This window comes from Salipiger sp. ABN3_019, assembly GCF_056158605.1.
The window spans coordinates 642,071-655,226 of the sequence record NZ_JBSWTP010000010.1 but is presented as its reverse complement, the minus strand read 5'-3'; the positions used below and the strand labels follow the sequence as shown (position 1 = coordinate 655,226).

At 67.4% G+C, this 13,156-nt stretch carries 11 protein-coding genes; 4 read left to right on the top strand and 7 right to left on the bottom strand.

Annotated features, from left to right (window positions below; translation table 11 throughout):
* Window positions 1-14 precede the first annotated feature (14 nt).
* The 4 genes from ACXAD2_RS25065 (at window position 15) to ACXAD2_RS25050 (ending at window position 6,632) form a co-directional block, all read left to right on the top strand.
* Entirely contained in the window at window positions 15-1,634 is a 1,620-nt protein-coding gene (locus ACXAD2_RS25065) for a Na/Pi cotransporter family protein (RefSeq protein WP_475176639.1), read from the top strand.
* A 119-nt stretch (window positions 1,635-1,753) separates the two neighbouring features.
* Window positions 1,754-3,073, top strand: a complete 1,320-nt coding sequence (locus tag ACXAD2_RS25060; protein ID WP_475176637.1) for an MFS transporter — start codon at window positions 1,754-1,756, stop codon at window positions 3,071-3,073.
* A 117-nt stretch (window positions 3,074-3,190) separates the two neighbouring features.
* Window positions 3,191-4,372, top strand: a complete 1,182-nt coding sequence (locus ACXAD2_RS25055; protein WP_475176634.1) for a TIGR03862 family flavoprotein — start codon at window positions 3,191-3,193, stop codon at window positions 4,370-4,372.
* A gap of 130 nt (window positions 4,373-4,502) precedes the next feature.
* A complete protein-coding gene (locus ACXAD2_RS25050) occupies window positions 4,503-6,632 on the top strand; it encodes an ATP-binding protein (protein WP_475176630.1) in 2,130 nt (709 codons plus the stop codon).
* Window positions 6,633-6,714: 82 nt separating this feature from the next.
* Here ACXAD2_RS25050 and ACXAD2_RS25045 read toward each other — a convergent pair whose 3' ends face one another.
* From ACXAD2_RS25045 to ACXAD2_RS25015, 7 genes are read right to left on the bottom strand one after another with little or no spacing between them, the layout of a single operon-like run.
* The gene (locus tag ACXAD2_RS25045) at window positions 6,715-6,987 is read right to left on the bottom strand and encodes an amphi-Trp domain-containing protein (protein WP_475176625.1); all 273 of its coding nucleotides are present in this window, start codon (window positions 6,985-6,987) and stop codon (window positions 6,715-6,717) included.
* A gap of 24 nt (window positions 6,988-7,011) precedes the next feature.
* On the bottom strand, window positions 7,012-8,343 hold the full coding sequence (locus ACXAD2_RS25040; RefSeq protein ID WP_475176622.1) for a metallophosphoesterase: 1,332 nt from the start codon (window positions 8,341-8,343) through the stop codon (window positions 7,012-7,014).
* A gap of 27 nt (window positions 8,344-8,370) precedes the next feature.
* A complete protein-coding gene (locus tag ACXAD2_RS25035; protein WP_475176619.1) occupies window positions 8,371-9,069 on the bottom strand; it encodes a histidine phosphatase family protein in 699 nt (232 codons plus the stop codon).
* Window positions 9,062-10,141, bottom strand: a complete 1,080-nt coding sequence (locus tag ACXAD2_RS25030) for an HprK-related kinase B (RefSeq protein ID WP_475176617.1) — start codon at window positions 10,139-10,141, stop codon at window positions 9,062-9,064. The genes ACXAD2_RS25035 and ACXAD2_RS25030 overlap by 8 nt, the downstream gene beginning before the upstream one ends.
* Complete coding sequence (locus tag ACXAD2_RS25025) at window positions 10,138-11,019, bottom strand: GAK system ATP-grasp enzyme (protein ID WP_475176615.1); 882 nt, start codon at window positions 11,017-11,019, stop codon at window positions 10,138-10,140. Before ACXAD2_RS25025 ends, ACXAD2_RS25030 begins: the two co-directional genes overlap by 4 nt.
* Window positions 11,012-12,643, bottom strand: coding sequence for an aminoglycoside phosphotransferase family protein (locus ACXAD2_RS25020; RefSeq protein WP_475176612.1), 1,632 nt, complete (start codon window positions 12,641-12,643; stop codon window positions 11,012-11,014). Before ACXAD2_RS25020 ends, ACXAD2_RS25025 begins: the two co-directional genes overlap by 8 nt.
* Window positions 12,630-13,085, bottom strand: a complete 456-nt coding sequence (locus ACXAD2_RS25015; protein ID WP_475176607.1) for an NUDIX domain-containing protein — start codon at window positions 13,083-13,085, stop codon at window positions 12,630-12,632. The genes ACXAD2_RS25020 and ACXAD2_RS25015 overlap by 14 nt, the downstream gene beginning before the upstream one ends.
* Between the last annotated feature and the right edge of the window lie 71 nt (window positions 13,086-13,156).

Here is a 13,156-nt window from a genome sequence, read left to right as displayed (position 1 = left end):
GCTATGGCTGATCCATGGTGTGGAACATTCTCTCTGCTCTGGGCGGCGTCGGCATTTTCCTCGTGGGGATGCTGATGCTCACCGGTGGGCTCAAGGGCCTTGCCGGACGGCAGATGCGCGAGATTCTCGCCCGGTTCACCCGCACCCCACTCAGCGGCGCGGTGACCGGCGCGCTGACCACAGCGGTGGTACAATCCTCCAGCGCCACGACGGTGACCGCCGTCGGCTTTGTCGCCGCCGGGATCCTGACCTTCCCGCAAGCGCTGGGTATCATCTTCGGCGCCAATATCGGCACCACGCTCACCGGCTGGATGGTCGCCACGCTCGGCTTCAAGCTCGACCTCGGCGAAGCGGTGTTGCCGGTGATCTTCCTTGGTGCGGTGCTGCATTTGTCGGGCCGTCCGCGGCTTGCGGCGCTCGGACAGGCGCTGGCGGGCTTTGGGCTGCTGTTCATCGGCATCGATCATCTCAAGGACGGGCTCGAAGCCTTCGAGGGCGTCGTCACCCCGTCGGATTTCCCCGATGACAGCTTCTGGGGCCGGTTACAGCTTGTGGGCATCGGGCTGCTGATCACGCTGGTCACGCAATCCTCCAGCGCCGGTGTGGCCACCGCGCTTGCGGCGCTTGGCGCCGGGGCGATCAACTTCCCGCAGGCCGCCGCGCTGGTGATCGGCATGGACGTCGGCACGACCTTCACCGCGCTGCTGGCCACCGTCGGCGGCGGCACGATGACCCGGCGCACCGGATCAGCGCATGTGATCTACAACCTGCTGACCGGGATCATGGCCCTTGTGCTGCTCGGCCCTTTCGCCTCTCTTGTCGCGCCGTGGATCGCCGAGGGCAGTGGGCAGATCGCGCTTGTCGGCTTCCACACGCTGTTCAACGGTTTGGGCGTGATCCTCGTGCTGCCCCTCGCCCGGCCCTTTGCACGGCTGATCGAATGGCTGATTCCCGAGCGCGGCACCCCGCTCACCGCAGAGCTCGACCCGGCGCTGGTGAGCGAGCCGCGGGTCGCCACGGTGTTGGCGCGGGAGTGTTTGGGCAGGCTGAACACCGCCACCTGCGATCTGCTGGGCCAGCGGCTTGGGGGCACACCGCCACAGGATGCGCCGACCTATGAGCCGGGCGAGTTGCGCGCCGGGTTGACCGAACTGCGCGCCTATCTCGACCGCATCCGTCTGACCGAGGCGGATCGCGCGCAAGCGGCGATCATCGGCAGCGCCTTTCACGCCATCGACCACCTGTTCCGGCTGCTGCACCGCTGCGAGCAGGCCGAGCGTGTCGCGGCGCTGGCCAGCACGCACCGGCTGCGGCGTCTAAGCGGCCTCGTCGCGCGCGGCGCCGCCTGTCAGGCGCGGCCCGAGGATCCGATCGCCGCCGAAGCCGCGCTGGACCGGCTGCGGCAACTGGCACGCGATCAGCGCAAGCGCCCGCGCGACCGGATCGTCGATGCGGCGGTGACCGGGCGGATCACCGATGAAGACGCGCTGCACCAGCTTGATGCGCTGCGCTGGCTGCACCGGACCTGCTATCACCTGTGGCGAATCCGGGTGCATCAGAACGCGGCAGCCCCGACCCCTGCGCCCGCCGCCACCGCGTCGGAAGAGGCACGGATCGATGTCGCTCAGGATTGAGGCGCAGGACTGATCTGCAGGGACAGAATTTCGAGGGGTGCCCAAGCCTTCGGGTTTGGCCAACGCGCATGGCGCGGTTAGGCTCGGGCCATATAAGCCCAGCCTGCCCCCGAGGCCCCATGCTCGAGATCCTTTCCGACCGCGCCTACCGGCACCTTTTCCTAGCGCAGATCGTCGCCCTGCTCGGCACCGGTCTGGCCACCGTGGCGCTGGGGCTGCTCGCCTTCGACCTTGCGGGCGAGAACGCGGCGATGGTGCTGGGCGCGGTGTTTACCATCAAGATGGTGGCCTATGTGGGCATCGCCCCTATCGCCGGAGCCTTCGCCGATCGGGTCAACCGGCGGGCGCTTCTGGTCGGGCTCGACCTGCTGCGCGCGGCGGTGGCTCTGGCGCTGCCCTTCGTCACCGAGGTCTGGCAGGTGTATCTGCTGATTTTCGTGCTGCAAGCGGCCTCGGCGGGTTTCACCCCGACCTTTCAGGCGACCATCCCCGACGTGCTGCCCGACGAGGCGCGCTACACCCGCGCGCTGTCGCTCTCGCGCCTCGCCTATGATCTGGAGAATATCGTCAGCCCCACCCTCGCCGCGCTGCTGCTGTCGGTGATGAGCTACAACGCGCTGTTTTTCGGCACGGTCGCGGGCTTCCTCGGTTCGGCGCTTCTGGTCGTCTCGGTGCTGCTGCCGAGCCCGCAGCCCGCCGCCCCACGCGGCATCTATGCGCGCACCACCCGCGGCATCCGCATCTATCTCGCCACGCCGCGGCTGCGCGGTCTCTTGGCGCTGAACCTCGCTGTCTCCGCCGCCGGGGCGATGGTGCTGGTCAATTCCGTGGTGCTGGTACGCGGCCAGCTTGGCCTGCCCGCCAGCGCGCTTGGCTGGACGATGTTTGCCTTCGGCGCGGGCTCGATGCTTGCGGCGCTGCTGCTGCCGCGGCTGCTGGATCGCCTGCCGGACCGCCCGGTGATGCTCTGCGGTGCCGCGCTGATGGTCGCGGTGCTGCTGGCTCTGGCCGCGCTGACCGCGCGCATCGGCCTCAGCTGGGGCGCGCTGCTGCTGTCGTGGATGCTGATCGGGCTGGGATATTCGGCGGTGCTGACGCCTTCGGGACGGCTGCTGCGCCGCTCTGCCCATCCCGAAGACCGCCCGGCGCTCTTTGCCGCGCAATTCGCCCTGAGCCACGCGTGCTGGCTCCTTACCTACCCGCTCTCGGGCTGGCTGATGACACGCTTCGGCACGGTGCCCGCGCTGATCGTTCTCGCCGCGCTTTCCGGTGTCGGCATGCTGCTTGCGCTGCGGCTCTGGCCCGCGGGCGATCCGACCGAGGTCGAGCACACTCATGAGAACCTGCCGCGCGATCATCCGCACCTCAAAAACGGTCCCCGCCACCGCCATGCGCTGGTGATCGACGACGCGCATCCCACATGGGCGACGAAATTCTGAGCCGCCACCGCAGCGCCGGGAACTTGTGCCCGCCGCGCAGGCGAGGCAAGACAGAGCCATGCAAACGATGACAGCATATAGAGCCCGCAGCGGCCACAGCCGCAAGGCGCGCCGCACATGAGCCGCGCGCTGGTGATCGGCGGCGGACCCGCCGGGCTGATGGCCGCCGAGGCGCTTCTGTCGGCGGGCCATGGCGTGACGCTGGCCGAGGCGAAACCTTCGATCGGGCGCAAGCTGCTGATGGCCGGAAAATCCGGGCTGAACATCACCAAGGCCGAGCCTTTCGCCGCTTTCCTCTCTGCCTATGGCGAGGCCGCGACGGATCTGCGGCCGATGCTCTCGGCCTTCCCGCCCGAGGAGGTGATGCATTGGGCCGAGGGGCTGGGACAAACGCTGTTCACCGGATCCACCGGGCGGGTGTTTCCGCATGGCATGAAGGCCTCGCCGCTGCTGCGCGCGTGGCTGGCGCGGCTCGATGGCATGGGGCTGGAGCGGCACACCCGCTGGCGCTGGACCGGCTGGGACGGCGATGCGGTGCTGATGGACACGCCCGAGGGGCCGCAGCGGCTGACGCCCGAGGTGGCCGTGCTGGCGCTTGGCGGCGCAAGCTGGGCCCGGCTCGGCTCGGACGGCAGCTGGGCCAAGATCTTCGCCACCGAGGGCCTGTCCGTCACGCCCTTTGCGCCGGCCAACGCCGGGTTGGTGGTGGCATGGTCGCAGCATATGAAGGCCCAGTTTGGCGCCCCGCTGAAAGGGCTCGCCTTCCGAGCGGGCACGCAGCGGTCACGCGGCGAGGCGGTGATCTCGGCACGCGGGCTCGAGGGTGGCGGGCTCTACCCGCTGTCGCCGGCGCTGCGCGCAGGCGCGCCGTTGGAGGTTGATCTCTGCCCCGACATCGAGCGCGACACGCTGGCCAAGCGCCTCGCCCGCCCGCGCGGCAAGCAGAGCCTGTCGAACCATCTGCGCAAGGTGGTGAAACTCTCGCCCGCCGCCCGCGCCCTGCTGATGGAATGCGCGCGCCCGCTGCCCGACGATCCCGCCGCGCTGGCGGCGCTGCTCAAGGCGCTGCCGGTGCCGCATGAAGGGCTGCGCCCGCTGGACGAGGCGATCTCTGTGGCGGGCGGCGTGCCCTTCACGGCGCTCGACGAAGGGCTGATGCTGAAGCACCGCCCCGGCACATTCGTTGCCGGAGAGATGCTCGACTGGGAGGCCCCGACCGGGGGCTATCTGCTGACCGGCTGCCTTGCCACCGGCCTTTGGGCCGGACGCGCGGCGGCGGCACGGCTGGGACAGGGGTAGCTCAGCCACCCGACCGCGCTGCCACAACATAAGTGGTGCAAGACAGTGACACTCGCCCGAAAGGGCTTTGCTATGGCGCGCGCGCATCTACATGCTGAGTTGTGACACTTTGCAATCGCCCGAGGCCGTGATGCGTTTTTCGCTCTTCAAAGCAAGACGGCCTTCACCGGCAGAAAACTCCGACCCTGCATCCGATGATCAAAGGGCGCAGAACGAGAGGGAGCGCCGCGAGGCCGGCTATCGCGCGCTCTTCGAAATCATCGACGACGGGTTTTGCATCATCCAATTCATCGATGGCCCTGACGGTCCGCTTTCGGACTACATGCACATTGAGGCCAACTCGGGCTACGAGCGGCACACCGGCATTCAGGGGATCGTCGGCAAGACGGTCTTTGATGTGGCCCCCAACGACGGGCGCGAGTGGGTGAAGATTTACGGCGAGGTGCTTGCGACGGGAAAGGCGATCCGCTTCGAGCGCCAGTTCTCGGAAATTGGCCGCTTCATCGAAGTGTCCGCCCGGCGGGTGGAGCCGGAAAGCCTTGGCCAAGTCGCGGTGCTGTTTCGCGATGTCACCGACCGCAAGCGCGCCGAGGCGGAAATCCGCGAGAGCGAGACGCGGGCGCGGGAAAACGAAGCGCGGGTCAATCTGGCGCTTGCCGCGGGCGCCATCGTCGGCACTTGGGTGTGGGACGTGCCCGCGAATGCGTTCATCGTCGATGAAGCACTTGCAGAGGCCATGGGGCTTGCCCCCGAGCAGGATCGCGCGGCGCTCTCGCTTGATATTCTGGTCACCAATGTCCACCCAGAGGACAAAGACACGCTGCTGCAGCGGATCAACGAGACGCTGGCCGCCGGTGGCCCCTATGCCCAGCAGTTCCGGGTGCTGCAGGCCGACGGCGCCTATCACTGGATCGAGGCCAACGGCAGCGTCGAACATGACCGCGACGGCAAGCCCAAGACCTTCTCTGGCGTCCTGATGAACATCGACGCGCGCCGCGCGGTCGAGGCCGAGCGCGACCGTGCCATTGCCGAGCTTTCGCGCCTCAACGAGACGCTGGAACAGCGCGTCACCGAGCAGACCAACGAATTGATGGCCAAGGAAGAAGCGCTGCGGCAGGCGCATAAGATGGAAGCGGTGGGACAGCTTACCGGCGGGCTCGCGCATGATTTCAACAACCTGCTGGCGGCCTGCTCGGGGTCGCTGGAGATGATGCGCAAGCGTCTGGACGAGGGCCGCAGCGACGATCTCGCCAAATATCTCGACGCTGCCAAAAGCGCGACCGACCGCGCCGCCCATGTCACGCAGCGCCTTCTGGCCTTCTCGCGGCAGCAATCGCTCGCCCCGAAGCCGACGGACCTCGTGCAGCTCACGCGCGGCATGGAGGAACTGGTGCAGCGCACCATGGGCCCGCACATCGAGGTTTCCACCGTTGCGTCTGATGATGTCTGGCCCACCCATGTGGATCCGAACCAGTTGGAGAACGCCCTGCTGAACCTCTGCATCAATGCCCGCGATGCGATGCCCGAGGGCGGGCAGCTGACGATCCGCATCGACAATTGCACCCGCGAGGCGGATCAGGCGCAGGAAGGCGACCTCGCGCCGGGCGACTATGTCGAGGTTTCGGTGACGGATACGGGCACCGGCATGGACCCAAGCCAGATCGCCCGCGCCTTCGATCCGTTCTTCACTACCAAACCCATGGGCGAAGGCACCGGGCTGGGTCTGTCGATGGTCTATGGCTTTGCGCAGCAGACCGGCGGCGCGGCGGTGATCCGGTCAGAGAAAGGCACGGGCACCACCGTGTCACTGCTGCTGCCGCGCAGCCTCGCACCCGCCGAAGACGCGCAGCCTCCCGCGCCCGAAGGCCGCGCGGTGCCTGATGCCTCGGGCAAGACCATCCTCGTGGTCGAGGATGAAATCCTCGTGCGTATGGTGGTGGTCGACGCCCTGCGCGACCGCGGGTTTACCGTGCTCGAGGCAGGCACCGGCACCGAGGCGCTGGACGTGCTGGCCACTGAGGCGGCGATCGACCTGCTGCTGACCGATGTCGGCCTGCCCAAGGGAATGAACGGGCGGCAACTGGCGCAGGCCGCGAGACAGGCGCGCCCGACGCTGAAGGTCGTCTTCGTCACCGGCTACGACGAGGGCGTGGCGCTGGGGGACCAGCTGCCCGCCTCGGACGTGGATGTGGTGCAAAAGCCCTTCGACCTCGACCGGCTGATCGACAAGCTGGCCGGGCTGGCCAACGCAGCAGAGTAACCCGGGAGGCAAGCACAGGCCACCTCGCCGGGCGCGGCCTCATCACAGCCGCGCGCGCAGCCCTGCCAAAGTATGACCTAGCTCAGCTTTCGACGCGGGGCGCGCCCTTTTTGAGGTTGGGCTCGGCGGGGTCGGACCATGTCACGCGCAGGCTGACCGTGGATGTGCCATCCTCTCGATCCGCCTTGATCCGCACATTCATCAGCCCGCCGGGCTTCAGGACAAGCTCGTCCTCCTCGTCGCCCAGCGTCATCTCGCCCTTAGAAAACCCCTTGGCCAGCGAAGACAAAAGCGTCTTGATCGTCTTGGAATCCTGCAAGGATTTATGCGTGAAACGCTTCGTCGAGCCGCCCATCAGCTTTCCCCGTGCTGCCGCGTGTCAGATCATCCGGTCCGGCGCAAAATGTTTGGCGCGCGGATAGTCCCTGCTCAGACCGATCACATCCCCGGACGGAAAAATCAAGGTCGCCCCGGCGCCGATCCCGTCGAGCCCCTCGAGACGGCGCGAGGCGCGATCCAGCGTGACGTCGCCCTCCAGATGCAGCAGCCCGCGCTTGGCCAGCAGGCGCTGGCCTTCGTGGCTGTTCACATGGCCCTGCACCACCATATGGATGCCCGCCTCGTGCAAAGCGGTGACGCCCCGCTCGGTCAGCTGGCAGTCGGTGACGCGGTATTTCGTGCGCACGAGGTTCGCCAGCGGGCCAAAGTAGAACCCCAGCGAGGCCCGTTCGGCCCCCGCCTGATAGCGCGTGTTCACCGCCTCGACGCCCTCGCTGGCGAGCAGCGCGCACATATCGTCGCACAGCCCCGCATGCACGAACAGCAGCGAGCCGCTACGGGTCACCACATCCATCGCCTCGTAGAACCACGCATAGGCACCGCCCGGCTTGAAGAAAACCTCATGGCACTTCAGCACCGCCGCCAGCGTCTCGCGATGGCTGAGCCCGGCCCGCGCCAGTTCGCGGTCGAACTTGCGCAGCTTCTCCGTGAGCTTGTCGACCTCCTTGGCGATGACCTTGGCGCGCAGCTCCGGTCGGGCAGCCTTGGCAAAGCGCGCGGCCCAGTCCTCGCCGGGCAAGAGCCGGGCGCGGCAGGCCGCCTCATCCGGCATCGCGGCCAGATCGGCGGCGGTGACGAAACGCTCAAGCACCTCGCGCAGCGCGGGCAGGATCTTGCGCCCCATCCGCACGAAAAGATGCTCGTTGAGCGCGTGGCGCGGCCCGCGCAGCGCATCCACCGCCATGCGCATGCGCAGATCGTGGTTCCCGGCAAGGATATGCAGGTCCGCCCCGATGCCCCGCAGCGCGCCTAACGCGTCGAGCAGCGCAAGATTGCTCGGGCCCTTGTCGAAACTGTCACCGCCAAGAATGATCCGCGCGCTCTGACCAAAGCGGGTGAGCCCGATCCGTCCGCCCTCGCGGCGGATCACCCCGCCCGCGATCAGCGAGCGCAGCAGCCCCTCGGCATCCGCATGCGGGTCGGACACGAAGATCACCGGGCGCTCGGGCCAGCGCCAGCCGCCGTGTTGCCGCGCGCGGGCGAGGCAGGCAGAGATCTGGGGCTGCGCCCCTGCGCCGGGCCATGGCTCGATCTCGCGCGGCAGGTCGGACAGGCAGCGCTCGGGGTCGAAGACCTGCGGCAAAAGACGCGAGGACGCGCTGATCTCATGGATACTGGTCTGACGGGTACTGGTCTGACGGCTGCTGTACATGGTCCGGCCTCTCGCTGCGGTGCCGGCTCAGTCGATCGGGTCCTCTTTCGGAGCCCTGACCTTCCACGCGCCAGCCAAATGACGCCATCTACCATCGGCATCATGACACAGAAGTAACGGCCTTGCGTGAAACATCGAGAGTTGGGCGATCTCTTTTTGTGCCAGCAGGCCGAGGTGGTGGCAGGCATGGCGGAACGAGGCCCCGTGACCGGCGTGGATCGTCAGCCTGCCCGGCATGGCGCTGCGGCGCAGATGATCCGCGACGCGCTGCCCGGCCTCCATCAGGCTTTCCGCCCCTTCCAGCGGCAGGCGATACATGCTGTCGGACTTCCAGCCCGGCGGCGGCGCGGCATAGCGGGGATCGGCGGCCAGCGCCGCCTCGATTTGCGGCACCGTCATATTGGCGGCACTGCCAAGGCCGCGTTCGGCAAGATCGGAGGTCTCGGCGACGCGCAGCGCCTGATGACCCTGCGCGGTCAGCACCTTGCGAATTTCCTCGGCGGTCTGCCACGCGCGCAGCTGCCGCGAGGCATAGAGCACCGGCGAGAGCGTCAGCCCCCGCTCGGCGATGATCCCGGCCAGCGCGGCACCCGCAGCGCGCGCTTGCGAACGCCCCTCCTCGGTCAGCGGATGCGGCTGGCGAGCCGAGGGCGCGCCCGGCTGCTGGTGATAGGCCCCGTGCCGCAAGATCGCGACATAGGCGGGCTCTGCATTGGCTTCAGGCATCGAGCAAGGCGCGCCCCTCTGCCGCGAGCGCATCGAAATCGACCCTGCCCGACACCTCGAAGACCCGCACATCGCGCAGCGCCTCAAAATAGGGCGCGGACACCGGCGCGGCGCCATTGGGCTCGAAGCTGCCATCCGAATGCTGATAGAACGGCCCCGGGCTTTTCATGATCGCGCCCAGAAGGTCCGGGCGGTCTGCCAGACCGACGGGCGTCAGCGCCGTCGGTGCGTCGCTCTCCCGGCTCCAGTTGAGCACCCAGAAATCGGTGAGCGGCGCCTCATAGCACACCCGTCCGGGTCCATAGACCTCGGGGATGATGAGATCGTATTTCTCTTCAAGGTCCCAAAGCTCGGCGATCGGCATCGTCGCCAGTTCTGCCCGCCGTTCGGCGCTGAGCAGGCCCTGCAGGCGCGGGTTGCCGAGGATCGTGCCGGGGTTGATGCGCGGGTGCTTGGGAATCCCCAGAGCCCGCGCCGGTGCGCCGCCGCGCACCAGCACCCGGTCGTTCGACACAAAGCGCGTGCCCGCAATATCCATCATCCGCAGGATCGACGTGGATTTGCCGCCCCCCGACAGCCCCGCGATTGCCAGCGACCGCCGCCCCCCTGCGACCGCCGCCGCATGGCACAGCTGCCAGCCCTCACGCAGGCAGGCGTTCAGCACCTGCGTGTTGATGAAATTGATGACCGTGCTTTCGTTTTGCGCCAGAGGGCCGAAGGCGACGGCATGATCCGGGGATTGCAGGAAGGTCACCCCGCTGCGGACCTTGCGGATCAGCCGCGCTCCCTGCAGATCGAAAATCGCATCCTTGCGCCCGGACTTGCCCCCCTCGCGCGCCCAATCGGACCACGCGGGCTCGTCACCCAGCGCTTGCCCTTCAAGCAGATGCACCGCGATGTCTCCGGGCTGGCCACTCAGGGCGGGGGCGAAATAGCCGACGAGGGCCTCGCGCAGGGGCCCTTGCGGGCAGAACACGCTGATCCGGACGGGCCCCACGGCGAGGTGAAACGGCGGTGCCGAGGTGGCGGGGGTCAGGTCGAACTGGTCCAATACGTCGCGCGCGGACTTCATGCCGAGACCTCCTCGATCACATGCTCTGCCACCAGCGCCGCCGCGTCGATGCCACAGCCTTTTTGCGCGCCGCTATAGCCGCCGAAGGCCGAGACTTCGAAGACGATCGGACCGTCCGGGGTCAGCGCAATGTCGACCGTGGTGAAGGTGAGCCCAAAGGGCGCCTGCGCCTTGCGTCCAAGTTCGATCAGTTCGGGATCCGGCTCAAACGGCGCGTATTTGCCGCCCGAATGGATCGTGGTGTTCCAGCTGCCGGTCTGGCTGACCCGGGCATAGGTGCAGATGTACGCGCCGTTGAGGAACACCATGCCAAGATCATGCCCCGACAGATCCGCCTTCTTCTGGATATACATCACCGGGTTCTCGGACTTGAAGGCGGCGATCTGCGCCTCGGTATCGGGTGCCCCGTGCTCCAGCAGCAGCATGCCGCGCGCCTTGGTCGAGAAGAGCGGCTTGAACACCGCGGCACCGTAGCGCTCCAGCGCGTCGCGGGCCGCGGCGGGGTCTTCGGTGATCGTGGTCGGCGGCATCGGCACCCCGGCGTTCGAAAGCGTCACCGTGCAGGCCAGCCGGTCCATCAGCCGCAGCACCCGTTCGGCGGGGCTGAAGATGCGCACGCCGCGCGCCTCGGCCACGCGCAGCATCTCGAGCCGGTCGAGCGCGTCGGGGCTGTAGGTCTCGGCCACCTTCTTGAGGATCAGCCCGTCGAGCGAGGCAAGATCGATGCCCTCCGAGATCAGCGTCCCGGCGTCGAGGTCCAGCGTCACCCGCGCCATGTCGATCACCTGACGATAGCCGGTGCGCGCTTCTAGCGCATCGGCCAGTGCCTCGGTCGACCATTTGCCGGGGGTGCCGATGACGGCGATCTTCTTAGTCACTGAACAGCATCCTCATGGGAAGTTTGAACCGCGGCTCCTTGCCCTCGGGCACGCCCAGCGCGGCTTCCAGAATGTAGCGGGACCGCAGGATCATGCGCTTGGCGTGATCGCGGTCCATGACGAAGCGGGTGGAACTGGCGAAAGAGCGCGCCAGCCCCAGCGCAAGGCGATATTCAAAGCTGGGGTCTTTCTGCCGCTTGGCGAATTTGGCGGCCATCTCATGCATCCCCACGGCGACCGATGCGATGCGGGCACGGGCGACCGGATCGAGCACCTGCAGCCGGTAGTTCGACACCATGAAGACCGACACGTCCTGCACGTAATCCATGTAGCGCGAGCGATGCAGGTCAATCAGGCGGATCTTCCCCTCGTCTGCATCGTAGATGATGTTGTCGAGGTTGAAATCGCCGTGGATATAGACCGAGAAGGGCGCTGGCAGGCCGCGCTCCCGCCGCGCCGCGGCGGCGATCAGCCCGTCAAGGCTGTCGACCTTCTGGCCCTGCACAAAATGTGCCGGCTGCGCAAACCGCGGGTGCAGGCGGTAGACATCCGGCATCCGCTTGGCCAGTTGCTCCATCGCTTTCATCTGTGCGGGCTCGTCGCTGCGGGTCTGCCGCCAAATGTCGCGCACCGTCCGATGCAGCGCTTTCTGCGCCTCGGCAAGCCGTGCCTCCGAACCGCCCAGCACGATATCCTCGAAAGTTTCGCCCTCAAGGTGCTCGATCAGCAGCGCCGCAGAGCCGCCGCGTTTTTCGTAAGAGAGGATCTCTGGCGCGACACCGGGGTAGACCGAGTTCCAGCTTTTCACCCCGACCCGCTCTTCCTTGACCTTCCGGCGGTCGCCATCCTTGAACACCGCATCGACCGTCTTGCCCTGCCCGTCACGCATCCGCACGCTGGAGATCGCGCTTCCAGAGCGCGTCTCGGCGAGGGGCCGAAGCTCGACGTCCTTCTCGGGGCCAATCCCCGCGAGCACGCTGCGCAGGGTGAAATAGCGCTCGAACTGGACGTTTTGGCCAAGGTTGTTCGACAGGATCGCCTCGCTGATCGCCTGCAGCGCCTCTCCGGCCCGGCAGATCTCGTTCAGCGCCAATAGCGCATGCGCCAGGTCCTCGGGATGTTTGGCACCGGGCATTTCGGCGGTGTAGTCAGCAAAGAGCCGCGCCCGCAGGCGTTCAAGCGCAGCGCTGCCCTCCCCGATCTCCACCGCCAGACGGCTGTCGCGGCTTTGCAGCGCTTCGGATATTCCGGCCACCGAGGCGCGCAGCATGCGCAGCGGTTTGAGATAGGCGTCGGCGCAGAGGGTCTTGCGGCGCTGCACATGTTCCGCGTGCTGAACGCCGCGCCGCGCAAGCCGCGAGATCAGATCGAGATTGCGAGCGATGGTGTCGATGCCCTCAAGCTGCAGTTGCCGCGTGCGGCTCCGCTTGCCCCGGCTCATCGCCGCAAGACAGGCCTTGCGCAGCCGCGACGAGAGGTTGTGCGCATAGCCGGCGCGGCTGACAAGCTGCCGCGCCGTGTCGGGACCGGGCGCTTCGAAATAGCCAATCAAACGGGCAAGCTGGCCGTCGATCTCGGCCAGCAGGAACGCAAAGTTCTCATCAACCGCGTCAGGGAGCTTCACAGCGCAGCCTCCCAAGGTAGACCGGCGCATCCGGCTGCAAGAGGGTCAGATCGTAGCGCGGCAGAAACAGCGCATCCGGCGCTGCCGGGTCGGTCCAGATCGTCCCCTCCTGCCGCTTGTCGGGATGCGCGCCGAGCTGCGGCGCGTAGTCATCGGGCACTGAGCACTCGAAAAGGGTCTCCAAAAGCAGCCGGGTCTTGCCGTGCCCGACGCGAACCACATCCGCCACATGCAGCAACGCGCCGACCTCGGGGACCACGCCGATCTCTTCAAGACACTCCCGGCGCAGGCATTCCACGAGGCTCTCGCCCGGCTCCTGCCGCCCCCCCGGAAGCGTGAGATAGGCCTGCCCCGACGCGGCGCGTTTGACCTGCACCAGCACCAGCGGCCCCTTGCGGATCACCGCGCGCACGGCAGAGCGGATGTCGTTCTCCTGCAACATGCGCAAGCTATGCGCGCAGCGGGTATGAATTTCAAACCCATATTGGCCCGGAAATCGCCCGGCCCGGCGGT

Excerpts from the sequence above, each read along its gene's own strand:
- ACXAD2_RS25065 (WP_475176639.1), top strand. The coding sequence starts at position 15 with ATGGTGTGGAACATTCTCTCTGCTCTGGGCGGCGTCGGCATTTTCCTC.
- ACXAD2_RS25060 (WP_475176637.1), top strand. The coding sequence starts at position 1,754 with ATGCTCGAGATCCTTTCCGACCGCGCCTACCGGCACCTTTTCCTAGCG.
- ACXAD2_RS25055 (WP_475176634.1), top strand. The coding sequence starts at position 3,191 with ATGAGCCGCGCGCTGGTGATCGGCGGCGGACCCGCCGGGCTGATGGCC.
- ACXAD2_RS25050 (WP_475176630.1), top strand. The coding sequence starts at position 4,503 with ATGCGTTTTTCGCTCTTCAAAGCAAGACGGCCTTCACCGGCAGAAAAC.
- ACXAD2_RS25045 (WP_475176625.1), bottom strand. The coding sequence starts at position 6,987 with ATGGGCGGCTCGACGAAGCGTTTCACGCATAAATCCTTGCAGGATTCC.
- ACXAD2_RS25040 (WP_475176622.1), bottom strand. The coding sequence starts at position 8,343 with ATGTACAGCAGCCGTCAGACCAGTACCCGTCAGACCAGTATCCATGAG.
- ACXAD2_RS25035 (WP_475176619.1), bottom strand. The coding sequence starts at position 9,069 with ATGCCTGAAGCCAATGCAGAGCCCGCCTATGTCGCGATCTTGCGGCAC.
- ACXAD2_RS25030 (WP_475176617.1), bottom strand. The coding sequence starts at position 10,141 with ATGAAGTCCGCGCGCGACGTATTGGACCAGTTCGACCTGACCCCCGCC.
- ACXAD2_RS25015 (WP_475176607.1), bottom strand. The coding sequence starts at position 13,085 with ATGTTGCAGGAGAACGACATCCGCTCTGCCGTGCGCGCGGTGATCCGC.